General features: G+C 66.4%; 21 protein-coding genes. 7 read left to right on the forward strand and 14 right to left on the reverse strand.

The genetic code is table 11. The annotated features are described in order from the left end of the window. The coding region (locus C8K38_RS27430; protein ID WP_257016999.1) for a hypothetical protein at window positions 1-95 on the forward strand (95 nt) is incomplete at its 5' end. 99 nt (window positions 96-194) lie between these two features. Here the strand turns inward: C8K38_RS27430 and ppsA are convergent. The 4 genes from ppsA to C8K38_RS00025 all read right to left on the reverse strand — a co-directional run bounded on the left by ppsA (window position 195) and on the right by C8K38_RS00025 (window position 6,148). Continuing rightward, a complete protein-coding gene (gene ppsA / locus C8K38_RS00005) occupies window positions 195-2,501 on the reverse strand; it encodes a phosphoenolpyruvate synthase (RefSeq protein WP_097209666.1) in 2,307 nt (768 codons plus the stop codon). A gap of 64 nt (window positions 2,502-2,565) precedes the next feature. Then, window positions 2,566-3,969: a WS/DGAT/MGAT family O-acyltransferase gene (locus C8K38_RS00010; protein ID WP_097209667.1), complete on the reverse strand. Its 1,404-nt coding sequence runs from the start codon at window positions 3,967-3,969 to the stop codon at window positions 2,566-2,568. 180 nt (window positions 3,970-4,149) lie between these two features. Next, window positions 4,150-5,061 (reverse strand): 3-oxoacyl-ACP synthase, encoded by a 912-nt coding sequence (locus C8K38_RS00020; protein WP_097209669.1) that lies wholly within the window; start codon window positions 5,059-5,061, stop codon window positions 4,150-4,152. Then, a complete protein-coding gene (locus tag C8K38_RS00025; RefSeq protein ID WP_097209670.1) occupies window positions 5,045-6,148 on the reverse strand; it encodes a 3-oxoacyl-ACP synthase III family protein in 1,104 nt (367 codons plus the stop codon). Before C8K38_RS00025 ends, C8K38_RS00020 begins: the two co-directional genes overlap by 17 nt. 213 nt (window positions 6,149-6,361) lie before the next feature. Here C8K38_RS00025 and C8K38_RS00030 point away from each other — a divergent pair, with 213 nt between their 5' ends. The 3 genes from C8K38_RS00030 to C8K38_RS00040 all read left to right on the forward strand — a co-directional run bounded on the left by C8K38_RS00030 (window position 6,362) and on the right by C8K38_RS00040 (window position 9,693). Next, on the forward strand, window positions 6,362-7,594 hold the full coding sequence (locus C8K38_RS00030) for a serine hydrolase domain-containing protein (protein ID WP_097209671.1): 1,233 nt from the start codon (window positions 6,362-6,364) through the stop codon (window positions 7,592-7,594). A gap of 453 nt (window positions 7,595-8,047) precedes the next feature. Further along, window positions 8,048-9,052 (forward strand): inorganic phosphate transporter, encoded by a 1,005-nt coding sequence (locus C8K38_RS00035; protein WP_097209672.1) that lies wholly within the window; start codon window positions 8,048-8,050, stop codon window positions 9,050-9,052. Then, complete coding sequence (locus tag C8K38_RS00040) at window positions 9,052-9,693, forward strand: hypothetical protein (protein ID WP_097209673.1); 642 nt, start codon at window positions 9,052-9,054, stop codon at window positions 9,691-9,693. Before C8K38_RS00035 ends, C8K38_RS00040 begins: the two co-directional genes overlap by 1 nt. A 36-nt stretch (window positions 9,694-9,729) precedes the next feature. Here the strand turns inward: C8K38_RS00040 and C8K38_RS00045 are convergent, their stop codons facing one another. Genes C8K38_RS00045 through C8K38_RS00055 form a run of 3 tightly spaced genes read right to left on the reverse strand, consistent with a single transcriptional unit; the run spans window position 9,730 to window position 14,795 of the window. Next, on the reverse strand, window positions 9,730-12,948 hold the full coding sequence (locus C8K38_RS00045; RefSeq protein WP_097209674.1) for a beta-phosphoglucomutase family hydrolase: 3,219 nt from the start codon (window positions 12,946-12,948) through the stop codon (window positions 9,730-9,732). 23 nt (window positions 12,949-12,971) lie between these two features. Beyond that, window positions 12,972-13,877 (reverse strand): universal stress protein, encoded by a 906-nt coding sequence (locus C8K38_RS00050; RefSeq protein ID WP_097209675.1) that lies wholly within the window; start codon window positions 13,875-13,877, stop codon window positions 12,972-12,974. Window positions 13,878-13,919: 42 nt separating this feature from the next. Further along, entirely contained in the window at window positions 13,920-14,795 is an 876-nt protein-coding gene (locus C8K38_RS00055; RefSeq protein ID WP_097209676.1) for a universal stress protein, read from the reverse strand. A gap of 238 nt (window positions 14,796-15,033) precedes the next feature. Here C8K38_RS00055 and C8K38_RS00060 point away from each other — a divergent pair, with 238 nt between their 5' ends. Continuing rightward, entirely contained in the window at window positions 15,034-16,014 is a 981-nt protein-coding gene (locus C8K38_RS00060) for an Acg family FMN-binding oxidoreductase (protein WP_097209677.1), read from the forward strand. An 18-nt stretch (window positions 16,015-16,032) separates the two neighbouring features. Here the strand turns inward: C8K38_RS00060 and C8K38_RS00065 are convergent, their stop codons facing one another. Further along, window positions 16,033-16,491 carry a GNAT family N-acetyltransferase gene (locus C8K38_RS00065; protein ID WP_181320849.1) on the reverse strand — a complete coding sequence of 153 codons (459 nt, stop codon included), beginning with the start codon at window positions 16,489-16,491 and terminating at the stop codon, window positions 16,033-16,035. Between the two features lie 214 nt (window positions 16,492-16,705). On the opposite strand from C8K38_RS00065, the gene C8K38_RS00070 reads away from it, so the two are divergent. Continuing rightward, the gene (locus C8K38_RS00070; RefSeq protein WP_097209679.1) at window positions 16,706-17,344 is read left to right on the forward strand and encodes a response regulator; all 639 of its coding nucleotides are present in this window, start codon (window positions 16,706-16,708) and stop codon (window positions 17,342-17,344) included. 49 nt (window positions 17,345-17,393) lie between these two features. Then, window positions 17,394-19,130: a GAF domain-containing sensor histidine kinase gene (locus C8K38_RS00075; RefSeq protein ID WP_257016935.1), complete on the forward strand. Its 1,737-nt coding sequence runs from the start codon at window positions 17,394-17,396 to the stop codon at window positions 19,128-19,130. On the opposite strand, the gene C8K38_RS28025 is transcribed toward C8K38_RS00075, so the two are convergent. Genes C8K38_RS28025 through C8K38_RS00105 form a run of 6 tightly spaced genes read right to left on the reverse strand, consistent with a single transcriptional unit; the run spans window position 19,063 to window position 24,176 of the window. Beyond that, window positions 19,063-19,605 (reverse strand): hydrogenase maturation protease, encoded by a 543-nt coding sequence (locus C8K38_RS28025; protein WP_097209681.1) that lies wholly within the window; start codon window positions 19,603-19,605, stop codon window positions 19,063-19,065. The genes C8K38_RS00075 and C8K38_RS28025 overlap by 68 nt on opposite strands. Continuing rightward, window positions 19,602-20,894, reverse strand: a complete 1,293-nt coding sequence (locus C8K38_RS00085; RefSeq protein ID WP_097209682.1) for a Ni/Fe hydrogenase subunit alpha — start codon at window positions 20,892-20,894, stop codon at window positions 19,602-19,604. Before C8K38_RS00085 ends, C8K38_RS28025 begins: the two co-directional genes overlap by 4 nt. Beyond that, window positions 20,887-21,678, reverse strand: a complete 792-nt coding sequence (locus tag C8K38_RS00090) for an oxidoreductase (protein ID WP_097209683.1) — start codon at window positions 21,676-21,678, stop codon at window positions 20,887-20,889. Before C8K38_RS00090 ends, C8K38_RS00085 begins: the two co-directional genes overlap by 8 nt. Continuing rightward, the gene (locus C8K38_RS00095) at window positions 21,678-22,508 is read right to left on the reverse strand and encodes an FAD/NAD(P)-binding protein (RefSeq protein ID WP_097209684.1); all 831 of its coding nucleotides are present in this window, start codon (window positions 22,506-22,508) and stop codon (window positions 21,678-21,680) included. The genes C8K38_RS00090 and C8K38_RS00095 overlap by 1 nt, the downstream gene beginning before the upstream one ends. Before the next feature lie 4 nt (window positions 22,509-22,512). Further along, complete coding sequence (locus tag C8K38_RS00100) at window positions 22,513-23,001, reverse strand: Crp/Fnr family transcriptional regulator (RefSeq protein WP_097209685.1); 489 nt, start codon at window positions 22,999-23,001, stop codon at window positions 22,513-22,515. Further along, window positions 22,998-24,176, reverse strand: coding sequence for a 4Fe-4S dicluster domain-containing protein (locus C8K38_RS00105; protein ID WP_373560211.1), 1,179 nt, complete (start codon window positions 24,174-24,176; stop codon window positions 22,998-23,000). Before C8K38_RS00105 ends, C8K38_RS00100 begins: the two co-directional genes overlap by 4 nt. Window positions 24,177-24,178: the final 2 nt, after the last annotated feature.

Raw genomic sequence — 24,178 nt, forward strand, 5'->3', positions numbered from 1 at the left:
TGCACGAACTCGAGCGGACGGACAAGTCCACCGCACTGATCACCATGTGCGCCGGCGGCGCGCTGGCCACCGGCACCATCATCGAGCGGATCTGACCTCGTGGTGTCGGCCGTCGGATGGGTCCGCCGGCCGACACCAGGTCACAATGTGGACCGCCTCGTCGACTGTCGGGCGGCGCACGATTCGGCCTGAGTTCATTCGCGTGGTCGGTCGCCGATCCGGGCGTGTTCCAGCAGGATTCGGCGCTCGGCCATGCCGACCGTGCGGCGGGTCTGCTCGACGGTGTCCGGTGTGACCGACACCGAGTTGATGCCCCTCCGGACGAGGTGCTCGGCCAGTGCGGGCGCGCTCGACACCGCTTGACCGCAGAGCGACGTCGTCATCCCCACCGCTCGGGCGCGATCCAGGATGAGATCGATCGTCGCCAGGACCGCCGGATCCATCGTGTCGAACAGGTCTTCGCAGATGTCCGAGTCCCGGTCGACGCCGAGGACCAACTGGGTGAGGTCGTTGGTTCCGATCGACAGGCCGTCGATCCCGAGACGGGCATACTCGTCCAGCCAGTACGCGACCGAGGGAACCTCGGCCATGATCCAGCGGAGCATGCTCCGGTCTCGCCCCAGCGGGTGAGCGTCGACCAGTTCGAGGCACCGGGCGAGCTCCCACCGAGTGCGGACGAACGGGATCATCAGGTGCACGTTGTCGAACCGCTGGCGTACCCGGTGCAGCACGTCGAGATCGAGGGCGAACAGTTCCGGCTCACGGACATACCGGAAACAACCCCGGTACCCGATCATCGGGTTCTCCTCGACCGGCTCGCATTCGCCGCCGTCGAGATTGGCGAACTCGTTGCTCCGCAGATCGATCGCGCGGTAGATGACGGGCCGAGGCGAGAAGGCCTCCGCGATCCGGCCCACGCCCTCGGCCATGGACTCGACGTAGTCATCCCTGTGCCCCTCCTCCATCAACTTGCTCGGGTGCTTCCCGCCCAGCGCCTCGGTGATCATGAATTCGGCTCTGAGCAGGCCCACTCCGTCAACGGCAAGTGCGGCCGCGGCTTCCGCGGTGTCGGGGGACGCGAGGTTGACATATATCGCGGTGGCGGTCTGTCCCGCTCGGCTGCCACCTGTTCTGGTGGAGGGCGTCGCAGGCGCCGCAACGGCGCGGTCGTGGACGTCGGCTCCGGCAACCACGACGCCCTTGCTGCCGTCGACCGTGACGACCTGCCCATCGGTCAGGACCGTCGTCGCATTGTGCGCACCTACCACGACCGGCAGGCCGAGTTCTCGGCCCACGATTGCGGCGTGGCACGTGATGCCCCCTCGATCGGTGACGATCGCGGCCGCGCGCCGCAGAATCGGAATCCAATCCGGTCTCGTCATCGGGGCCACCAAGACGTCGCCGGAGCGGAGACGATCGCCGTCCTTCGGAGACGTCAGCACACAGACCCGGCCGCTCGCGGACCCTGGTCCTGCCCCGAGGCCGCTCGCCAGGACGTCGACGGGGGCCGCCTCGCTGGGCTGTGTCGGTTGGACCGATGTCTCCAATGTCGTTATCGGCCTGGTCTGCACCACCCACAGGTCATCACCGGCAATGGCGAACTCGAGATCCTGCGGTGCGCCGTAACTCTTCTCGATGGTCGTGGCCAGCTCGGCGATCCGGCTCAGCATCCCCTCGTCTAGCACCCGATGCCGCTGTGCCGCCGGCGCGATCTCTTCCTGACTCTCGCCGGCGGAATCGCCTCGGATCTGAAACGTTTGGGTGCCCAGATGCATCTCGACGAGCGTGCCGGAGTCCTTGTCCATCGTGTAGGTATCCGGTTCGACCTGTCCACCGACCACCACCTCGCCGAGACCGCGCGCGGCTTCGATGACGATCCGCTCGCGCGAGCCGGTCCGGGGATCCGCCGTGAAGACGACCCCGGAACGGTCCGAGGACACCATCGTCTGCACCACGACGGCGACCGACGGCTCCTCACCGTAGCCGCGTGCGGCCCGGTAGCTCAGGGCCCGTTCGGACCACAGCGACGCCCAACACCGCCGCACCGCATCGAGCACCGCATCGTCGCCGCTGACATTGGTGAAGCTGTCGTGGATTCCCGCGAACGACGTGTCCGCCGCATCTTCGGCGGGGGCAGACGACCGAACCGCGACCCGAATGCCGTCGCCGAGGCGGTGATACGCACCCGCGATCCCGTCTCGCACATCATCCGGTATCGGCGCGGCCAGAACGATTCCCCGCAGCCGCTCGGCCTGGTCGCTCAACGGCCCAGCCCCGGCGTCCGGAACCCGGTGTGCGTACAGCTCAGACCGGACACCGCCCTGCCCCATTGTCTCGAGGTAGGCGTCGGTGGTGACTACGAATCCGGTCGGCACCGCCAGCCTCAACCGGGTCAGCTCACCGAGGTTGGCGGCCTTCCCGCCCACTGTTGCGGCGTCGGTGAGTCCGACCTCGTCGAGTCCGAGTACGTACTTCGATGTCGTCGCACCTTGGTCAGGCATGGCTCGCCTCCTAGTGGCCGCTGACACTCAGCAAACGCCAGTGCAGGGGCCGAATCCAGGGCATTTAGTCCCTGAATGGCAAATCGACGTCGGCGTGGCGCGCGGGTGCGGGAAGGAGAGACTCGACCGCGCGCTCGATTGCCCGGGCCAGGTCGCCGAGGTCGGCAGTGGTGTCGTAGTCGCCGGTGAGTCCGAAGGCGAGGCGGTCGTGGTAGCTGAGAATCGCGATGCCGATACGCAGGCGCACCGCGATGGGCACGTAGGGGAAGACGTCGAGGATCCTCCGTCCCAACACATGTCGTTCGTCGCGTGGTCCGGGAATGTTCGTGGCTACGGCCACGACACTGCGCTGCGGGTAGCGAAGGGCCAGTCGAACGGCCCAGGCCATCGGCATGAACGGCCCGAACTGCGCCAGGGACGTGAACGCTTTACCCCCTTCCGCCTCGCCCTGGTTCTTGTGCGCCGCGAGCCGTTCGTGCACCGCGACAAGGCGTTCGACGTCGTCCTCGATGTCGACGGGAAGGAACGGCAGCATCAGCGAGACCTGGTTGTGCGTCGAGTCACGGTCGCGTCCTGAGCGCACCGACACGGGTACGAGTGTTCGCGCCGCGTGGGCGTCGGGCTGCTCGCCTCGTTGCAGAAGGACTGTGCGTAGCCCGCTCGCGATTGCCGACAGGGCGACGTCGTTGACGGTGACGTCGTAGGCGTCGCAGATCTCGCGGACATCCGCCAGCCTGGCTCGGGCCCCGCAGTACCGACGCTGCCGGCCGATCGGCCCGCTCAGAGAGGTAGCGGACGAGGTGGTCACCATTCCCGTCAGTAGCCGTGCGAGTCCTTCGACAGCTCCGGCGGCCACCGCTGCCATTCGCTGTGGAGCGGTCACGACGGTGGACAGAAGCCGAAGCTGACGGCGCGGAGACATCAGGGACTCCACGAGTCCCGCAGCCCGCACCCGCGGCGGCGCCGGTCCGGGCTCCGGGGTGACTCGCGGGTCCGGCTCGTCACACATGGCATCGAACAGCTTCGTCCCGGTGATGCCGTCTGCCAGACAGTGATGCAGCTTGGCGAGGATTGCCCACCTGCCGTCGGCGAGGCCCTCGACAACCCAGCACTCCCAGAGTGGATGGTCGCGGTCCAACCGGTGTGCCATCACCCGTCCGACGAAGCCGAACAGTTCGTCGTCCCCTCCGGGCTCGGGGAGCGCGACGCGTCGCAGGTGTCGGTCGAGGTCGAAGCTCGGGTCGTCTGCCCACGACGGGGCGCCCACATCCATGGGGGCGGTGTGCAGTTTCTGCTCCGCGTGCGGAAGGTTCAGCAGACGGACGGCGACGGCCTCGCGGAACTCGTCCTGGTCGGGAGCCGGGCCTTCGATGATCGAGAGTGCCCCGATGTTGAGGCTCGCGTGTCGATCGGAATCCTCTGTCTCGAGAAAGCCCGCGTCGAGGAAGCTGAGGTTGTCGGATGCCATCTGTCTCACCTCGGCTTCGGGCGGTCGTCATCCTGAAACATCAGGTGGTCGGGGCCGGTGACCGACCACCAGGGCTGGTTGTTGTGTATCGACGGTGCCCTACAGGCGAGTGCGACGGCCGATTCGACTGTCCGTCGGTTCGGGATCGTCGGGATCGTCAAGTGTCCCATCGCGGCGGTCTCATTCCCGATCACGATGCCTCCGGACTGTGTCCGGCACCGGTGGCTCCTCGTAGAGGGCGGCACCGGCAGTCACACCCGCCCCCGCCGCGACGATCAGCGTGCGGGTGCCGGCCGCCATGCGGTGACGGCCGTGGTCGAGCGCGCCCACCAACGCGGCCGTGTGCATGCGAACGTCTTCGGCCACGCTGATCCGGGTCTCGGGAACACCCAGTCGGGTCGCGAGCGCTGCTCGGTAGCCAGGGCGGGCCGGTGCGGCCACGATCGTGTCGACTTCGTCGAGGCCGCGGGAGGCGCGCGCCAGGCACGAGGTCACGGCCGCAGCGGACGCGGACGCATAGCGTTCGTCCAGGGAATCGGACTGGCTGATGTGGAGGACGTTCCGGTTGTCACCTTGAGCGACCGTGGCTCGGAACGACTCGCCGTCGTCGGGCTCGTTCACCCAGGTCACCGAACCCAGCCCGTAGCCACCGCCACGCCAGCTGCACAACATCGCTCCCCCGGTGGCGGAGAACGGAAAGTGTTCGCTCATGCCATGACCGGGATCGGCGTCACTGGCCACGACGAGCGCGCATCGGATCGCATGCGAGCGCAGGAATCCATCGACGATCTGCAGGCCTGTCAGCATTCCGCAGGTGCCGTTCGCGACGTCGAACGAGAACGTGCCGTGGGAATCGGTGTGCGGGTCCTCGGGGTGCGCGCCGATGTCTTCCTGGATCATCGCGGCGAGTGCGGGCTCACCGAGGTTCCGATCCCGGTACAAGCCCGTGTTGACGAGCAGATCGAGATCGTTCGCACTGCGCCCGGCACCCTCCAGGCAGGACTTCGCCGCGGCCACGGCAAGATGCAGGGCGCTGTGCCGTGATCGCCACCGACCGTGCACGATCTCCAGTCGATCAATGACGGTGCCCATAACCTGCCACCAACTCCTCGTCGATTTCCACCAGGACGATTCCGATCTCCAGGCCGGACGCGAGGGCGATCAGTGCAACCGTCTCCCCCGGTCGGATTCGGCCAGCCTCGAGCTCTTCTACCAGTGCGACGGTGTGGCTCGTGGAGGCCGTGTTCCCGTATTTGTCGACGGTGATGACGGCGTCGTGCCGGGGTGAGTCGCCGAACGATGCCATCACTTCGGCCATCCCCTTACGGATCGCTCGAGCAGAAGTCTGATGTGTGATCACGTGGTCGATGTCGTGAATGGACAGGCCGAGGGTGTCGAGGACCTCGTGCAGCAGAAGGGGGGTGTCTGCGATGGCAGCCTTCTGGATCCCCCGCGAGTTGGTGAACATGCGGGCGCCGGGATCGTCACCCTTCGGGTACGCGAGGCACAGCCGGCTGTAGTCGGCCACCGTCGTGAACCCGGCCAGCCGGATCCCGGCAGACCCGGCAGGGGCACGCTCGAGAAGCAGAGCAGCGCCTGCGTCGCCCAGGGTCAGCGACGCCAACTCCTTGCTCATGATGTTGTGGATGTGTTGGGCCGCGTTCTGGCCGAGCTGGGAGATGTACTCCCCACTGACGATCAGGGCCCGTTCGATCAGTCCCTGCCGAATCCAGTTGTTCGCCACGGTGACACCGGTCAACATCCCGGCGCAGGCGTTCGCGAGGTCGAAAGTCATCGCTGTCACGGCGCCGAGGGCACGGGCGACGGCGCTGCTCATGGTCGGTTCGAGCCACTGGGTCAATCCGTCACGGAACTTGGTGATACTGCAGCTGATCACGACGTCGATCGATTCCGCGGTCCGCCCGGAATGCCGCAGCGCATCCTGCGCAGCAGTTGTCGCGAGTGTGTAGGAGTCTTCGTCTCCGACCGAGATCCGGCGTTCGTGGATGCCGGTCAGTCGTTCGAGGTCGATGTGCGTCGTATGGCGGGTGGCCGCCATCAGGTCGTCGGTTGTCAGCCGCGTCGCCGGCAGATGCCGTCCGGCACCGGCCACCCGGGTGTGGAAGGGCAACCGACCATCTGGGTTCTCGGTCTCCATCACGAGCCAATGCTTGACCATCGAACTGCCACCTCCGCCCATCTACGATCTCGCAGCGCTGGCGTGCGGACCAGAGTATTTCGGCCTCTCTTCGGGTTTCTCACAGCCGTGCCCGGCAGCGACGCCGGTTTGTCTGTCGATGCCTCAGCGGGAATCCCCCGGGGGTATCTCAGCGTTGTATAGACAGATAGGGGACGTGTGAGGGCGGCCCCCGAACAGCGAGAAGCGGACGCCATGAGGCACGCACACGAAAGGTCGGACGACAACGAATCCGGACGCCCGGACTCGCGTGGCGGGCTGCATACGCCGACAGCGATGGCGGTGGCCCCGACCTTCGCGCCGTTGGCGGACCAGTTCTTCGGGCTGTTCAACCGGACGTCGGACGGTGGTGGCGCACTGGCGGTGTACCTGCACGGCGAACCGGTCGTCGATATCTGGTCTGGCTGGTCCACCCCCACCACGCGCTGGCGGTCCAGCACCGTCTCTGTGTCGTTCTCGACAGGGAAAGGCGTCGCGAGCACCGTCCTTCACCGCCTCGCCGACCGCGGGCTGATCGGCTACGACGCCGCAGTCGCCGAGTACTGGCCTGAATTCGCGAGCGCGGGAAAGGACTCCATCACGGTGCGCGAACTACTGAGCCACCGCGCCGGACTCCATCGTGTGCGTGGCCTGGTACCGGGACGCTTGGCGCTCCTGGATCACGACGGGGTGGTGACCGCGCTGGCAGCGGCAGTCCCCGACCGACGGCGCGGTGTCATGCCCGGCTATCACGCGGTGACCTTTGGATCGCTCGTCGCCGAACTGGCCACCCGGGTCACCGGAATGTCGTTCACCGACTTGGTCCGAACCGAGATCGCCGACCCCCTCGGCATCCCCGAGTTCTGGTTCCAGGTGCCAGATGAAGAGCGCCGACGCATCGCGAAAACCTTTCCGCGAATCACTCCATTCGGGATCCCCTGGGATGTGGCGTCCCTCCTCCTGTCGCGGACCCCGGGGCTGCACAACCTCGCCGCCGCAGGCATGCCGGAAGGGTTCGACGAACTCGTCAGGAACCCGGCAATCCACGACCACGTCATGCCCGGCTGGAACGGGGTCTTCAGCGCCCGTGGCCTGGCTCGCATGTACGGGGCGATCGCTAACCAAGGCATGGTGGACGGCACCCGATTCCTGAGCGAGGACGGCCTCGGTCAGATCGGCGAGGTGCAGACAACGGCCAGGGACTACGTGCTCGGAATCCGGATGAACTGGCGGCTCGGTTATCACGCCGCGTTCGTCGCGAGCCGAACACAGTCGCCCTACGCCTTCGGTCACTACGGCCTCGGCGGCTCTGGGGCCTTCGCCGACCCGGACACGGGTCTGTCGGTGGCGTTCGTGACCAACCGGATGGGCAACACCCTCACCCCCCTCGCCGACCTGCGGTTGGCGAAACTGGGTGCGGAGGCCGAGTCGATCGCGCGGCGACTGTAGGCAGGACTCCTGGTCGCGCTTCACATCCGGTGCGGTGTCGGGCGATCGCCTGCTCGAGTTCGGCAACGCGGCGCTGTTCGTGACGGCGATCGGGGCCTCGGCGTGACCTGGCCCGATCCGAGTCCGCTGACCAACTGGTGGGCGCGCGTCTTGTTCGGCGACTGTCGACGTCCGTCGTGATTGCCCCGTGCCGTGCGAGCCGATCGACGAGAGAAGTTCGGCCACAGGGCTTTGTGCTTTGCTGGGGCTGTGTCGTTGAAGGCGTGTGTCCGTGACAGGGTGCCCCGCGATCCGTTGCGGGACCTCGGTCCCGACGTCATCGAGGCCGCCATGACAGCCGTGCTTTCCTGTGGTCCGCGTGGACTTGCGGCGACGACGTTTACCGACAGGCCTGAATCCCCTGTACCTCGACTGCGACGCGCACCCAGCGGCGCTTGCCCCACGGACTGAACGATGGAGATTGCCCTGCTCCTGGCGATCGCGACGACATTCGCGTTCGACCTCACCAACGGCTTCCACGACTCGGCAAACTCGATCGCCGCGCTCGTCGCCACCCGGGCCGCCCGCCCCGGACACGCACTGATGCTCGCCGCGGCCGGGAACTTCGCGGGACCGCTGCTCGTCGGAACGGCCGTAGCCGACACAGTCGGCGGGGTCGTCGAGTTGCCCGCAGATACAACGATCACGGCGGTCGGCGCCGCGGTCACGGCGGCGATCGCGTGGAACCTGCTGACGTGGCGGCTGGGGCTGCCGTCGAGTTCGTCGCACGCTCTCGTCGGTGGACTGGTCGGCGCGTCTCTGGTCGCCGCGGGCACAAGCGGTGTCCACTGGGGCGGGTTCACCGACGGGCACCCCACGGGCATCGTGGGGATTCTCGTCGGCCTTGCAATCTCCCCCGCCTTGGGTGCGCTCGCGTGTGCACTTCTCGGGGCGCTCGCGTGGAGGCTCATGCGACGGGCCCGGCATCGCACACTCGACCCGGTTCGCAAGGGAGAATGGGTCACGGCCGCCACCCTCGCGTTCAGCCACGGAGCCAACGACGCGCAGAAGTCCATGGGCGTGATCACACTCCTTCTGGTCGCGGGCGGGCAGCTCACAGAATTCACGGTGCCGTTGTGGGTCAAGCTTGCCGCCGCGACGAGCCTGACCGCCGGTACCGCATTCGGAGGCTGGCGGATCGTACGGACCGTGGGCCGCGGCGTGTACCGGATGACTCCGCTCGATGGACTGGTCAGTCAGGGCGGCGCCAGCAGTGTGATCCTCGGGGCGGCGCTGGTCGGCGCACCGGTGAGCACCACGCACGTCGTCGCGGCCGGCGTGGTAGGTGTGGGGGCACAGCATCGCAAGCAGCACGTCCACTGGAAGGTGGTCAAGGAGATGGGCTCGGCATGGATCGTCACGCTACCGGTGACCGCACTGCTCGGGGCGGCGCTCTTCCCGGTGTGGGAGGCGATCTGATGCGCTGGCCCCGCCTACCGACATCCTGGTTCCTGCCACGTTCGTTCGACGTGCTGAGCAAGTTGCATGCGCAGCTCGCGATCGTGGAGCAGGGCATGCAGGTCCTCCAACGGTGGGGACACGGGGAGGCCGCGACCCGCGATGCCGTCACGGAGCTCCGGGTCATCGCCGCGGCCGAGCATGCCGCACGTCGCGATCTCAACATCGCGGTCCGCGACAGTTTCAGTACTCCGCTCGAGGCGGAAGACCTGTTCGAACTAGGGGAACGTCTCGGCGAGGTCACCGAGGCCGGGTATGCGCTGATCCGGGAGTCGGAGTTGTCGTGCTCAGGGCCGACATGCACCGAACCGGACCCGTGCCTGGTCGCGCTACTCGACACACTCGCCGCGGCGGCTGTCCCCCTTGCGGAGGGACTTCGAGCACTGCCGGGTGGCGCCGCAGCGATTTACGCAGATCGCGCGATTGAGGCATTGTCGCCCGCAGAGCACGCGTACCGCGCCGCGATCGCCGACCTCGAGCATGAGCCCGACCTCCGGACGGAGGCGCGCCGGCGGGAGCTGTATCGCCGGGCCGAACACTTGCATGACGCGATCCTTCGGGTGTCGCGGCGCACCTGGTACGCGGTGTACAAAGCTCAGTGAGGAAAGCCGCTCCGCTCCCAAGGACGAGGCCATCGCTCATGCGGGACCGGAGATCGTCGCGCCTGCCGGGAGGGTGTGGACCGTGTCGTGGATCGCGACCCGGACCGGTGCTGCGGCACTCTGATTCGTGGAGACCGTCACGGCGGTGTGGTCGCACCGTATGTGCATCCAGTGGTCGCGGTAATGGATGTCGAATGCGAGGGCACGCAACTCGGTCGGCAGCTGGGGGTGTAGCCACAGCACGCCCTCCCGTACGTCGATGCCGGAATAGCAGCGCTGCAGGATGTCGATGCTGCCCGCCATCGCGCCAAGGTGTATCCCCTTTCGCGTGCTCGCGACCGGCCGCTCACCGAGATCGCAGGCGAGCGCCTCGCCCAGCATCTGCCATGACTGTCGGCGGTTCCTCCGCGACAGCACCCAGGAGTGCACGATTCTGCTCAGCGTCGATCCGTGCGTCGTGCGTTGGAGGTAGTAGTCGACTGTCGCGGGAATCACCGCGGGATCGAAGGCGTAGCCGAGTGTTTCGATCAGCGATGTGAGCTCCTCGGCACTGAACAGATAGAGCAGCATGAGGACGTCGGCCTGTTTGGACACCTGGTATCGACTCGTCGAATCTCCCTCCGCTTCGAGGATCAGGTCGAGCCTTCCGATATCCCGGTACCGCCTGCGGTAGTCGTCCAGCGGCAGCTCCGTGAGCCGGCCATATCCCTCGAACTGACTCAGCACGCCAGTGTCGAGGAACTCGAGACGCAGCCGCCGCGCCATGTGGTCCCAGAGCCGGAGCTCGTCGCCATCGACACCCAGCTTGTCCCAAGTGCGACGGTCGGCGTCCGGACCCAGGATCCGATGGGCGTCGAGAGCGCGGGCGAGCGACCACGCCAGCATCACATTGATGTAGGCGCTGTTGTCGATGCCGCTACCCGGACTGTCCGGATATCCGTCGTGGAACTCGTCCGGGCCCATCACCCCGCGTACGTCGTAGCGGTCGGCCTCGGCATCGTATGTCGCGAGGCTCGCCCAGAATCGCGCGTTCTCCACGAGGAGCTCCGCGCCGAAGGCGGTGAGGAAGCCGAGATCGCCCGTGGTCTCCCAGTAGTGCCACACGTTGTAGACGATCGCGAGGTTGATGTGGAACTGCCGTCGCGAGTTGTCGGGCACCCATCGGCCGGAGATCGGGTTCAGCAGTGCCAACGGCGTCTCCTCGCGGCCGTCGCTGCCACTCTGCCAGGGGAAAAGTGCACCCGCATATCCGAGTGCCCTGGCGTGTTGCCGAGCGACCGGTAGTCGCCGGAAGCGGTAGAGCAGCAGTGCGCGCGTGAGTTCGGGAAGTCGCAGTGTGAGGAATGGAAAAACGAACAGTTCGTCCCAGAAGATGTGGCCACGGTAGGCCTCGCCGTGCAACCCTCTCGCCGGAACGCCCACATCCAGGTCTGCCGTGTGTGGCGACAGGGTCTGCAGAACGTGAAACACGTCGACATTTGCCGCCTGCTTGGTCCCGTGATCCGCGTCCGGCGTCATCTCACATCGTGCCCAGAGGTTGCTCCAGGCGGCAGCGCTGGCGGTGAGCAGTTCGTCGAAGGAACCGGCCGAGGCAACCGCCTGCACTGCGGCCGCGAGCGGTTCCGAGATCGCCCTGTCCTTCGACGTGTAGACGGCTACTGCCTTGTACACGGTGACTTTCGCCGCGCGACCCGCGGCGAAGGACTGCTCGAGATGGATCCCGTGGTGCGAGGCATCGATTCGTTGGTTCTCCGTGCCGGAGTTCTCGTCGTTCATCGACGACGTGGTTCTGCACGCTACTACCACCCGCACACGCGACTGTGAGGTGTGAGCGCTGAGCCACATGATGTTCGGGGGTTCGACGCCCGACTCGACCGACTCCAGGTGGCGGCCGTTGAGGGGGCGGTACTCCGCGACATTGGTGTTCTCGATATCGCCGTCGAGGCCCGACCGCACCGTGAGTCTTCCGGACCAGTTCTCGGCCACGATGGTCGTTTCCAATGCCGCGAGGTGGGGCGTCGCCATGGATACGAGGCGCCGCTGCCGTATCCGGGTTCGTCTGCCGTCCGGATCCCGATACACCGTCTCGCGCATGAGCAGTCCCCGCCGCAGATCGAGACCGATGTGGTGATGGTCCATTGCGGTGTGCTCCGGCGTCAGCCAGGGGCCGTCGTCGATTCGGAAGGCCACCGGTAGCCAGTTGGGAACGTTGACGATGCTCTCGTCCTCGCGTTCGATGCGCCCGATCCTCGACGTCACGCGGTTGTAGCATCCGGCAACGTATGTGCCCGGGTAGTGCACCGCATCGGCCCTCGCCTCGGGCAATGCTCCCCTGGTCGCGAGAAATCCGTTGCCCAGTGCGAAAAGTGACTCTCGTGCACCCTGAACGGCCGGTTCGAAACCGACGTGCTCGAGAAACCACGCCGGCGAGGTGGTGTGCGCGCACAGTTCGCACGACGAGTCGGGGGACGAGCCCGCACGCACCGTTCCTCCTATGCTCCAGTCGAGTTCGTCGAGTCCTTCCACGACAATCTGCGCACCACTGCCCGCCAAGGCCGAGGCCCTTTCCGGTGGAGCGATTCCGATGACCAATCCGAAGCCACCTTTGTGGGCGGCGGTGACACCGGACTCGGCGTCCTCGATCACGACCGTTCGGTTGGGGTCCGTCTCCAACCTCCTCGCGGCTTCCAGGAACAGTGCGGGATCGGGCTTCCCGGGCAACTGCAGACGTGCGGCATCGATTCCGTCGACCCGGACGTCCACCTCGTCGAGCAGGCCTGCCCGGGACAGAACCTGCGCGGCGTTTCGACTGGCGCTGACAACGGCGACGCCGACACCCACGCTGTGGAGGCTGTGCAGGAGTTCGACTGCCGGTGCGAAGGTGCGCACGCCCTCGGTCCGGAGCAGGTCGTGGAACAACTGGTCCTTGCGCTCGGCCAGGGACCGTACGCACAGCGGGTTGGCCGCGTCGGGATCCGGTTCGTCGGGGAGGGAGATCGACCGGGCGGCGAGGAATGAACGGACACCGTCGGAGCGGCCCTTTCCGTCGACGTACGCCCGATAGTCCGCGGCCTCGAACGGCGGTTGTGCTGGGTGATTCCGTGCGAGGAACTCGTCGAAGGCCGATTTCCACGCCCGTTGGTGGAGGGTTGCGGTGTCGGTGAGGACCCCGTCGAGGTCGAACAACACCGCCCGATAGGTGTGCCCGGCGATGAGCACGCCCGAATCGGGTTCGGTTCGCCACTCAGATGTCATACCTCCACCTGGGGGTCGGCAGGCTACTCGGGCGCGCGGACGATCATGAGCGGGCAGTCGACCAGGTGCAGCAGGGCCCTGCTGGTCGATCCCAGCAGCATCCCCTTGAACCCGCCCCGCCCGCGACTGCCGACCACCAACAGTTGCGCGTCGTTTGAGATGGCAGCCAGTTCCCGGACGGGTTTGTCCTGCACGACGACTCGGCGAATGCCCACCTCGGGAAACTGTTCCTTCCAGCCTGCCATCCGTTCGGCGAGCGCCACGTGTTCCTGGGCTTCGACGGCGGACCAGTTGACCGGGAGGCAAGTCTCCCGGTCGCCGAAGGTGGTCGACGACAGGTCTACGTCGGTCCAGGCGTGGACTGCGGTGACGTCGGCCTGCCGCAAAGACGCCTCCTCCATCGCGGCCGCGATCGCGGGCTCGCTCGTTGGTGTTCCGTCGACACCAACGATCACCGGTCCATCCAGCACCGGCTTTCCTGGCTCCGGAAGACCTTTGACGACGACAACTGGACACGGGGCGTGGGCCGCAACCGCCGAACTGACTGATCCCACGATTCCGCCGGTGAGTTCCCCGAGCCCACGCGAGCCGACGACGAGCATCCGTGCGTCCTGCGCAAGGTCGAGCAGCAGGGGTGCCGGGCGGCCGCCGAGCAGTGCGGTCTGTACCGTCACCTCACCGAGGCGCTCGCTCTCGGAGTGCGCGATGTCCGTGGCATCGCGAAGAAGTCGTCCCCCCGCGACCTCCTGCTCCCCGATGTAGATTTCCGCCGAGGACGCCGATCTGAAGACGTCGAACGGCTTCGCATAGATGGCAACGAGCCACAGTGGGCTGTGCCGTAGCGCCGCGTCCACTGCGGCCCACCGCACCGCGTTGTAAGACCCGGCCGAACCATCGACCCCGACCAGGATGGGTGTTGCCGTGGTCATCGAGCGACCTCCTCCATTGTGCGCGCCGGTCTACCTCGGATCTCAGGCCCGCACGATCAACAGGGGACACGAGACCGAGTGCAGTAGCGCCCGACTGGTCGAGCCCAGGAGCATGCTTGCGAAGCCGCCGCGTCCCCGGCTGCCCACGACGACGAGCTGAGCGCGCCGGGAGTATTCGAGCAACGACTTGACCGGCTCCTGCCTGACGACGATCGAGTGCACATGCACGTCTGGATAGTCATCGGCATATCCGGCAAGGCTTTCCGACAGGGCCGCGGCCTCACGGGACTGGATCGGCTCCCAGTCCAGTCCATCGTCAGAGAACCGTGGCGGCAGGGTGAGGTCCGACCAGGCGTGGACAGCAATGAGGTCGGCCTTGCGCAGAGACGCCTCGAGGTAGGCCTCTGCGATTGCGGGTTCGCTGTTGCGGGTGCCGTCCACACCGACGACGACCGGTCGGCGCGTGACCCCTTCCGGCTCCGCCAGCGCCTTGACCACCGCTACCGGACACCGGGCGTGCCCGACGACGGCGGAGCTGACCGAGCCGAGGAGTCCACCGGTGAACTCGCCGAGACCTCGAGATCCTACGACCAGCATGCTCGCGGTCTCGGACTGCGAGAGGAGCGTGGCGGTGGCGGGCCCGGTAAACAGTTCGGTGTCGATGCTCAGGCCCTCCCCGGCGGCGAGCCTGGCGTGCGCGGCCGCGGCGCTCAGTCTCTCCTTCGCCGCCGTTTCCTGTTCGTTGTAGAACTCGGGCGGCATTCCGATCGGCACCGCGTAGGAGCCCGGGACGTACATCGTCGTGACGATCTTCAGTGGTGCACCACGTGCGACGGCGCACTCGGCCGCCCACCACGCCGCGTCGGTGGCTGACTGCGAGCCGTCGACTCCGACCACGACAGGTGAATGGGCTTTCATGTCCCCTCCTCGGGTTCGCATGCGACGCACTGCGTGGCGCTCTCCCTCATCGTTCTCGCCTGGCGCGGCGCTCGACAAGGGTCTTTGGTCATTGCCGGTCACGGCGCGCTCGTTGTCCGTGACCGGCGCCGGGATTGATGACCATCGGCCCTACGGACACCACGGGACCCTGACGAGACTCGTACTCAGAAGGCATCGCCGACACATCTCGCCCACCTCGACCGGCACGGAGGCAACAGTGAACACGACCGTTCCTGACGCGAACGTGATCCAGATTGCCGTCGACCTGGCCTGTCGCGCGCCATCTCTGCACAACAGCCAGCCTTGGCGCTGGCACTATTCGAGCGGTCGATTGGACCTCTTCGGCGACCGCTCGCGCCTGCTCGGTGAAGCCGACCCCTCGGGCCGTCAGCTCGCGATCAGTTGTGGCGCCGCCCTACATCACCTCGAGATCGCGATGACCTCGCTACGGTGGCGAAGTGAGGTGACGATACTCCCCCGGCGGGAGCCGCCCGGGCCCCTCGCGTCGCTTCTGTTTCACCGTGACGCGCACCCGCAATCCCACGATTTCGACCTGCTCACGGCCATCCGGCGCCGGCGCAGCGACCGACGGCCCTTCGCTCCTCCCCCGCCTGCATTCCTCGGCCAGTTGGATCGCTACCAGGATCTCGCGGCGCAGTACGGCGTAGACCTCGACGCGCTCGGACCACAGGAAAGGAGCGCCCTGGCAGCGGCGACCCAGGCAAGTGCCGCGGCCAGGCGGTACGAAGCCGGATACCAAGCCGAACTCCACTGGTGGGCGGGGCACGATCGGCCGGACGAGGGAATTCCGTCGGGCGCCCTGGCCACCGCCTCCGAGAGCGCCGATGTCGCGGCCGGACGCCCCTTCCCGACGCCGATGAGGAGCGAATCGACGCAGTCACGAGGGTCCGATGAGTCGAGCGTGCTTCTGCTCAGCACACACTCCGACACGAAAGCCGAATGGCTTGCCAGCGGAAGGGCATTCTCCGCCATTGTTCTCGATGCCACCGTGCGTCAGCTGGCGACCTGCCCCCTGACCCACCTCACCGAGGTGAGGCAGAGCCGCGAACTCATCCGGGGCCTGGTGTCGGGAGTGGGTACGCCTCAGATCCTGATCCGCGTCGGCACGGGGGGCGCACCCGCTTCCGTCCCAGAAACCCCACGTCGCCCCCTGATCGAAGTTCTCAGCATCGATTGATCGACGTATCCGATGCAATCAGGTCGATGCACCGTACTCGGGGGGCCTGATCTCGATGTGTACTGCCGACCCTTCCCGCCGTCGAGTTGTCGGCAACCCGGACTCCGCGATCACACGGAGCATCGTCTGGTTCACCGCGAGTACCTCGGCGATGAATGTTCGGACGCCGTTTCGCTCCGCGAGGCACGTCAGCCGTGCCAGCAGTTCGGATCCCACACCGTGCTGCTGATGGCCGTGTTCGACCGCCATGGCGAGTTCGGCTGTCGAGGGATCATCCAGGATCACATAGTTCGCCGCGCCGATCAGCACGCCGGACTCGAACGCACCGAGACCGCAGTGGGCCGGATCGTGCCGCGTTGCCTGCTCGGCCACCGAGTTCAGTCGTCCGGGCCGAGTGGTGAAGAACCGTAGATACGAGTCGTGGTCGTCCAGCGATTCGTACAGTGCCTGGACCTCGGACGCATCGTGCGGCCCCAACTCCCTGATCGTGACCGAGGACGCACACCGCGCAGGCGATGGACTGGGGCGCGGGTCCGGCATGGTGACTCCCTCACGGTTCGAAGATCAGACTAGTTCGCTGTCCGTTCGGGGAAAGAGACCTTTGTCGTCGGATTCGGTGACCTTTCGACCGGTCCGCGCACCATCCGTTGTCGTACGGTGGAGGAACGTCGCCGCTGGCGGGAGGTACCGCATGATCACCGTGTTTCTGGTGGACGACCATGAGGTCGTGCGCAAGGGGTTGTGCGACCTCTTGGAGGTGGACCCCGACCTGAAGGTGGTGGGTGAGGCCGCCACCTACGCGCAGGCACACAGCTTGATTCCCACGGTCCGCCCCGACGTCGCTGTGCTCGACGTGCGCCTGCCCGATGGCAATGGAATCGAGCTGTGCCGGGAGCTCATGTGCTTGATGCCCGAGTTGCGCTGCCTGATCCTCACCTCGTACACGGATGAGGAGGCGATGCTGGACGCGGTGCTGGCGGGCGCGCATGGGTATGTCATCAAGGACATCAGGGGAATGGAACTGGCGAAGGCCGTTCACGACGTCGGAACGGGCCGGTCGCTGCTCGACACGCGCGCAGCCGAGGCGTTGATGTCGAGGCTGCGGTCGATGCACGAGGACCCCAATCCCCTGCCGAGCCTGACCGATCAGGAACAGGTGTTGTTGTCCTTGATCGGCGAGGGTTTGACCAATCGGCAGATCGCCGCGCGCATGTTCCTCGCCGAGAAGACCGTGAAGAACTACGTCTCCCGATTGCTGACCAAACTGGGCATCGAACGGCGTACCCAAGCCGCCGTACTGGCCGCGAAGATGACGCCTCGGCACGGGTGATCGGGCTGAGTACGCCTATTCGCCCCGGTCAAGTGGAAGAATCGGCCAGGTGACGCCTGGCGAACCCGGCACCGGCGACGGACAGGGCCCTCCGAGGCTGTCCGCCCTCTCCCAACTGCGGCTGCGAGAACTTCTGACCGAAGTTCAGGACCGCATCGAGCAGATCGTCGATGCGCGGGATCACATCGATGCACTGATGAATGCCATGCTCGCTGTCGCGTCGGGGCTGGACCTCGAGGAAACCCTCCGTTCCATCGTGCATGCGGCGATCGGCCTCGTGGATGCCGGCTACGGCGCCCTCGGTGTCCGCGGATCGGACGATGACCTCGTCGCCTTCATCTACGAAGGCATCGACGAGGCGACCCACACACTCATCGGTGACCTACCCCGCGGGCGCGGAGTGCTGGGGTTGCTGGTCCAGGAGCCCAAACCCATTCGGCTCGACGACCTCACGGCTCACCCCAGCTCCGTTGGCTTCCCGGAGCACCACCCGCCCATGAGGACCTTCCTTGGCGTGCCGATTCAGATCAGGGGGGAAGTATTCGGCAATCTGTACCTCACCGAAAAGTCGGGCGGGCAGGTCTTCACCGCGGACGACGAGGTCATCGTCGAAGCACTCGCCGCGGCAGCGGGAATCGCGATCGACAATGCGCGTCTGTACCAGGAATCGCGAATCAAACAGTCCTGGCTCGAGGCCACCAGGGAGATCGCAACCCAGCTGCTCGCCGGCGGCGCGCCCGTAGACGTTCTCCAGACGGTTGCGGATCGAGCACGAACGCTCACCGCCTCCGACAGCGTCCTCCTGGCGGTTCCCGACGATCCGGACCTGCCCGCCGACGAGGTCGATAGGCTCGTGGTCAGTGTCTCCAACGGCGCGCTCTCCGATGCAGTCGTCGGTACGAAGATCCCACTCAAGGGATCGAGTTCTGGTGAGGCATTCAGGACTCGTCAGCCGTTCCTGGTCGACAGACTCGCCTTCGACCCGGGGTTCGAGGACTCCGAGCAGGTCGGACCGGCAATGGTGCTTCCCCTGCGCGCGCAGGATTCGGTCGCCGGGGTGCTCGTCGTCCTGCGCGCCGAGGGGCGGGAGCAGTTTGATCCCGAGCAACTCTCGTTGATGGCCGCGTACGCAGACCAGGCGGCGGTCGCACTCCAGCTGGCGAACACGCAGCGGCGGATGCGCGAGCTCGATGTCGTTGCCGACCGGGATCGAATCGCCCGCGACTTGCACGACCATGTCATACAACGCCTCTTCGCGGTCGGACTGTCCCTGCAGAGCACTCACCAACGGGCCAAGTCGACGGAGGTACAGCGGCGACTGTCGAACTCCATCGACGACCTCCAGGAGATCGTGCAGGACATCCGGACGGCCATCTTCGATCTGCATTCTGGAGACGAGGGGGCGGGCAGGCTCCGACGACGACTGCACGAGGTGATCGCCGAGACGACCGCAGATGCCGGACTGCGCATCACGATTCATATGTCCGGGCCTTTGTCGGTGGTCGACCCGAACCTTGCCGATCATGCGGAGGCCGTCCTACGGGAAGCCCTGAGCAATGTGGTCAGGCACGCCTCCGCGACCGCGGTCACCATCTCGGTGAGCGTCCTCGACGATCTCACCATCGAGGTGACGGACGACGGGATCGGTATCTCGGCCGACGCTCGCCGCAGCGGCCTCAACAATCTGGCGTCTCGGGCGATCGACAGCAACGGATCGATCACCGTCGAGAGGGGGGGGTCCGGAGGGACGACTCTGCTGTGGTCGGCGCCGCTCCCGAATCTCTGACCAACGCCCCTGGGGACAACAGCGGAACGTCTTTCCCCGGGAACAGTGTGTCGACCACTGCGCGAGCGACGATCGGTGCGGCACGCGCGACGTCGGGTGACAAACCCGGGCCGTGTGCCATGTCAGCGACCTCCACGCCGATGATCACCAACCTGTCCGGCATACGACCGATCGCATGTCCCAGTGCGATCGCTGCGCCCAGATCGAATCCGTGGGTGCCAGTGGCGGCGGTGGTGTCAAGATCAGCCGGATCCAGGACGTGGACCCGACCGGGCTGCGGAAACTCCATCCTCACCGCGTCGAGCACCACGGCGACAGCGGCGCCGCTCCACGACTCGATCAACTCAACCGGATCGCCCTGTGAGATCAGGACCTGAGCGGGGAGCCCGCCACTGCGGAGCGCACGTGCCACTGCCGGGCCAACACCGTCGTCGCGGCGGAACTCGTCGCCCAGAGCGATGAGTACCGCCGTCATCGTCGGGCGATCGTGAGATCGAGGAAATGTGTTGCGCAGGAGATGCACGGGTCGTGGTTGCGGATAATCCGCTCGCACAGGGATGTCAGTTCAGCATCGTCGAGATCGAGGTGCCGCTCGATGACGCCGGCGAGCTCGTGTTCGATCGCGGATTGATTCTGCGAGGTGGGCGGGACGATCACCGCACGTTGAATCACGCCGCTGTCGTCGAGATCGTACCGGTGGTACAGCAGGCCGCGTGGGGCCTCACTGACCCCGTGGCCTGCCGCTGCCCGCGGACGCATGTCACGGGCCGGCTGTGTCGGCCGCTCGTAGGAATCGATCAGCCGGAGTGCCTCGTCGACGGCATAGACGACCTCGACGGCTCGGACGACGATGCTGCGGAATGGATTTCGGCACTGATCACCCAGTCCCGCCGCGGCGGCGGCCTGGCGTGCGGTTACCGACAAATGCGCGTTGTTGAGTGAATACCGTGCGAGTGGTCCGGCCAGAAAGCGCTGTCCGTCCAGCCGCGCGTGCAGCGCAGTGGAGTGGGGTACCTGATGTTCGATGACGTGGTCGGGGAAATCGGTGGCAGGGAACTCGGTGCCGGTCGAGGTGTGCACGGTGCCGGACTCGATGGCGTAGCGGTCGGGCTGATTCAAGGCGATCATCTCGTACGGGAGTTCGTGGTCGGGGAAACCGAATCGGCCGACCCACGCGACCGTGTCCAATGCGTCGTCGAGTGCGTATCGCAGTTGTTCTCGCAGGGGTGTGAGCTCATCGCGGGTGGGCGTTCGGTAGAAGCCGCCGACCCGCACGTTGACCGGGTGGATCGGACGACCGCCGAGCAGCTCGAGGATCGCGTTACCGGCCTTCTTCAGGGCCAATCCCCGCTCCAGATGTGCGCGCTCGGTGCGTGCGAGCGCGATCGAGTCGGCGACGCCGAGGAAGTCCGGGGCATGCAGGAAGAAGATGTGCAGCACGTGGCTGGCGATCCACTCCCCGCAGTAGAGCAGTCGGCGCAGCCGGACAACTGCGTCGTCGGGTGGGGCGTTGCAAGCGTCTTCGATGGCGTTGCACGCACTGACTTGATATGCGACCGGACAGATTCCGCATACCCGTGAGGTGATGTCCGGCGGCTCTCGAAAGTCGCGGCCGCGCAGGAAGGACTCGAAGAATCGGGGTGGTTCGTAGATGCTCAGCTCGGCGCGTTCGACGCGGCCGTCTCGGACCGAGATGCGTAGCCTGCCCTCGCCTTCGACGCGAGCCAGGGCACGTACGATCAGGCGTCTGTCCTCGTCACCCATGAACCGTCCCCTGCTCGTCGGTGTCGCGGTGGGTGAAGGATATGAACTCGGGTGCGGCGACGTTGAACGTGGCCAGCACCCTGTGGATGGCCGCGTCGTCCATGCCGCAGATGCGCAGCCAGGTGGCCATCGAGGCGAGATTCGGCCCTTTCATCGGTCCGAAGCACCCGTAGCAGCCGCGGTTGTGCGCCGGGCACAGCGCGCCACAGCCGGCGTGGGTGACGGGGCCAAGGCACGGTGTCCCGTCCGCCACCATGACGCAGGTCAGGCCGCGCCGTTTACATTCGTTGCAGACGCTGGTGTTGGGAGTGTCGGGTCGTCGACCTGCGAGAAATGCGGTGAGCACCTCGAGTAGCTGGCGCCGGTCTATGGGGCAGCCGCGTAGCTCGTGGTCGACCTGCACATGAGCAGCGATCGGAGTGGACGTCGCGAGGGTGTCGATGTACTCGGGTGAGGCGTAGACACTTTCCGTGAACTCCTTGATGTCGGCGAAATTGCGCAGCGCCTGGATCCCACCGGCCGTCGCGCACGCCCCGATCGTCACCAGAAACCTCGACTGTTCCCGGATTCGATGGATGCGTTCGATGTCCTCAGCGGTAGTGATCGAACCCTCGACGAGTGAGAGGTCATAGGGTCCGTCCACGGTCGCGCTCGAGAACTCGAGGAAGTAACCGATGGTCATCTTTTCGGACAGTGCGAGGAGTTCGTCCTCGCAATCGAGCAGTGAGAGCTGACATCCGTCACACGAGGCGAACTTCCATACCGCCAGAATCGGTTTCGTCATCACAGCTCCCGAACATGGAGTAATGGCCCTGCGGTCGCGTAGTCGACGACGGGGCCGTCGCGGCAGAGGAGGAGTTCCCCGAGTTGGCAGTGACCGCACAACGCGATGCCGCACTGCATGTTCCGCTCGAGCGATACGCGGACATCCTCAGCGGCGACCCCGTTGCCGATCAGTACCCGTGCTGCGAATCGCATCATCGGTTCCGGCCCACACAAAAGGGCGGTTGTCCGTCCCGGGTCGAGAGAGAGCCGTCCGACCGGTTCGGTCACGAACCCGACCGAACCGTCCCAGTCGCCGGTCGGCTGGTCGACGGTGATCTCCAGATCGATGGCCCCCGAAGCGCCCCACGCGTCCAGTTCTCTGCGAAAGAGGAACTCATCGGGACTACGCGCACCGACCACCAGGACCACCCGGCGATATGCCTCACGTCCAGCAAGGATTGCCAGCAGAGCGGATCGCACCGCCGCCAACCCGACGCCCCCGGCCACGATCACCACGTCGCGGCCCGCGCACGAACCGAGATCCCATCCGGTGCCGAATGGCCCGCGAACGCCGAGCGCCGACCCCACGGGTGCGTCGTGAATTGCGCGACTGACGGCGCCGACGGCACGGACGGTGTGCTGCAGTTCGGGGGCCGCCGGGTCTCCGCTGATGGAGATCGCGACCTCACCGACTCCCGGGACGGCCAGCATCATGAACTGCCCCGGATCGAAGGTGGGCAGTGCCGCTCTGACCGGAACGAGAGTGAGAGTCACGGAGTCGTGGGTCTCGGTCGTTCTGTCGCCCACCCGATACCGGGTGGGCACCATCGGATCCGACGCGGGGGCCATGTCGTCACCGCGCCGCTGGGTTCGTTTGTCGCGGTATAGAATCCGGCTCGCCGTACAGGTCCAGCAGTCGCGCCCGGGTGGCCTGCAGGCGATCGACGAGGGCGCCGGACAACGCGCGTACAACGGCGTAGCCGAACGCCGGATCGGCGGAACTCGACTCGTGGAGAATCGCGGCATCGATCTCACGTGCCCGCGCCTCCGACAGCGCGGTAGCGGTGAAATGCCACCGGTGCGGTGCGGTCAGCCATGACCAGCCCAGCACGTCGCCGGCGCCGAGCGTTTGTATCGGAACGTCACCGCGTCCGGGGACGTAAGTGTGGAGCATGACCCTGCCGTCCTGCACCAGCCAGAGGCGACGAGCGAGGTCACCCTCACGGAACACGTGCTCGCCTGCGGCGAACTGGACAAGCCGTGACAACCCCAGCAGGGTCTGCAGGTGTTCCGGATCCAGCCCGGCAAGTCGCGGGTTCGGTTCAGATGCGGGATGATTCATCCCGATCCTTCGGTAGGGTCCGGGCCGATTGTCGGGAGGGCGCCGGTGAGACGTGCGGCCTCTTCGGTGATGTCGATGCCGACCGGACACCAGTCGATGCACCGTCCGCATCCCACACACCCGGACGAGCCGAACTGGTCGTACCAGGTGCCGAGTTTATGGGAGATCCACTGCCGGTAGCGGCTTTGTCCGGACTCCCGGACGTCGCCGCCGTGCAGGTGCGAGTACTCCGGTTCGAAGCACGAGGCCCAGCGCTGCCAGCGTTCGGCATGCGTTCCGGACAGGTCCGTGACGTCCTCGACAGTGGTGCAGAAGCACGTGGGGCACACCATCGTGCAATTGCCACATGTCAGGCATCGGGAAGCCACGTCGTCCCACACCTCGGCATCACGGGCGGTGCGCAACAGCTCCCGCAGGTCGACGTCCGGCATGTGCCGGCCCATGTGCTCTGCTGCTGCGCAGACGGCCTGCGCGGCGCGCTCGACTTCCTCAGATGCGGCGGTACCGTGCGGTACCCGGGCCAGCACGTCGGCTCCACGACTGGTCCCAACATCGACCAGATAGCGTGGCCCGCCGTCGCCGAGGCGTTCGGTCAACCGCAGGTCATACTCGCCGTGGGCGCCGGGCCCGGTACCCATGGATGCGCAGAAGCACACCCCGCCCGGCTCGGTGCAGTCGACAGCAACAATGAACAACCGCGAGAACAATGCGGCGGTGCGGCCGTCGGCGGGGGTTCCCTCGCACAGCACTTTCCGGAGGACGCGGATCGCGGCGAGGTCGCAGCCCCGAACGCCGAGGAACGCGTATGCCACCTCCTCGTCCGGAGGGGTTTCGAAATCACCGTCGCCATCGGTCGACCACAGTTGGCGACGCGGAGGATGCAGGTACTGCTTCCAGGACTGCGGTCCTGACGAATGCCCGAAGACGGCTGCGTCATCCCGCCGGTGCACGCGGTACAGCCCGGGCGCGGTAGTCACTCCCCACCCGTCCGGTAGACGATCGCCGGACTCGAGTTCGCGCAGGACGATGGCGTTGTCGTCAAGGGTCGGCCCTATTACCCGGTAGCCGTCGTGGCGCAGCACCGCGATCAGGCGGTCGAGACCGCGGCGCTCGAGTACTGCTTCGCCCTCCGCGGGGTCGGACCCTGGTGTCTCGGGATGTGCGATGTCTTCCACAG

The sequence above is a fragment of the Rhodococcus sp. OK611 genome (assembly GCF_003050885.1).
Lineage (GTDB): Bacteria > Actinomycetota > Actinomycetes > Mycobacteriales > Mycobacteriaceae > Rhodococcus_G > Rhodococcus_G oryzae.

What these genes read in the sequence shown, in the direction of transcription:
- C8K38_RS00095 (WP_097209684.1), bottom strand. Translation starts at nt 22,508, where the DNA reads ATGGCCCCCGCGTCGGATCCGATGGTGCCCACCCGGTATCGGGTGGGC.
- ppsA (WP_097209666.1), bottom strand. Translation starts at nt 2,501, where the DNA reads ATGCCTGACCAAGGTGCGACGACATCGAAGTACGTACTCGGACTCGAC.
- C8K38_RS00055 (WP_097209676.1), bottom strand. Translation starts at nt 14,795, where the DNA reads ATGAAAGCCCATTCACCTGTCGTGGTCGGAGTCGACGGCTCGCAGTCA.
- C8K38_RS00050 (WP_097209675.1), bottom strand. Translation starts at nt 13,877, where the DNA reads ATGACCACGGCAACACCCATCCTGGTCGGGGTCGATGGTTCGGCCGGG.
- C8K38_RS00010 (WP_097209667.1), bottom strand. Translation starts at nt 3,969, where the DNA reads ATGGCATCCGACAACCTCAGCTTCCTCGACGCGGGCTTTCTCGAGACA.
- C8K38_RS00035 (WP_097209672.1), top strand. Translation starts at nt 8,048, where the DNA reads ATGGAGATTGCCCTGCTCCTGGCGATCGCGACGACATTCGCGTTCGAC.
- C8K38_RS00100 (WP_097209685.1), bottom strand. Translation starts at nt 23,001, where the DNA reads ATGAATCATCCCGCATCTGAACCGAACCCGCGACTTGCCGGGCTGGAT.
- C8K38_RS00040 (WP_097209673.1), top strand. Translation starts at nt 9,052, where the DNA reads ATGCGCTGGCCCCGCCTACCGACATCCTGGTTCCTGCCACGTTCGTTC.
- C8K38_RS00020 (WP_097209669.1), bottom strand. Translation starts at nt 5,061, where the DNA reads ATGGGCACCGTCATTGATCGACTGGAGATCGTGCACGGTCGGTGGCGA.
- C8K38_RS00090 (WP_097209683.1), bottom strand. Translation starts at nt 21,678, where the DNA reads ATGACGAAACCGATTCTGGCGGTATGGAAGTTCGCCTCGTGTGACGGA.
- C8K38_RS00045 (WP_097209674.1), bottom strand. Translation starts at nt 12,948, where the DNA reads ATGACATCTGAGTGGCGAACCGAACCCGATTCGGGCGTGCTCATCGCC.
- C8K38_RS00085 (WP_097209682.1), bottom strand. Translation starts at nt 20,894, where the DNA reads ATGGGTGACGAGGACAGACGCCTGATCGTACGTGCCCTGGCTCGCGTC.
- C8K38_RS00070 (WP_097209679.1), top strand. Translation starts at nt 16,706, where the DNA reads ATGATCACCGTGTTTCTGGTGGACGACCATGAGGTCGTGCGCAAGGGG.
- C8K38_RS28025 (WP_097209681.1), bottom strand. Translation starts at nt 19,605, where the DNA reads ATGACGGCGGTACTCATCGCTCTGGGCGACGAGTTCCGCCGCGACGAC.
- C8K38_RS00025 (WP_097209670.1), bottom strand. Translation starts at nt 6,148, where the DNA reads ATGGTCAAGCATTGGCTCGTGATGGAGACCGAGAACCCAGATGGTCGG.
- C8K38_RS00030 (WP_097209671.1), top strand. Translation starts at nt 6,362, where the DNA reads ATGAGGCACGCACACGAAAGGTCGGACGACAACGAATCCGGACGCCCG.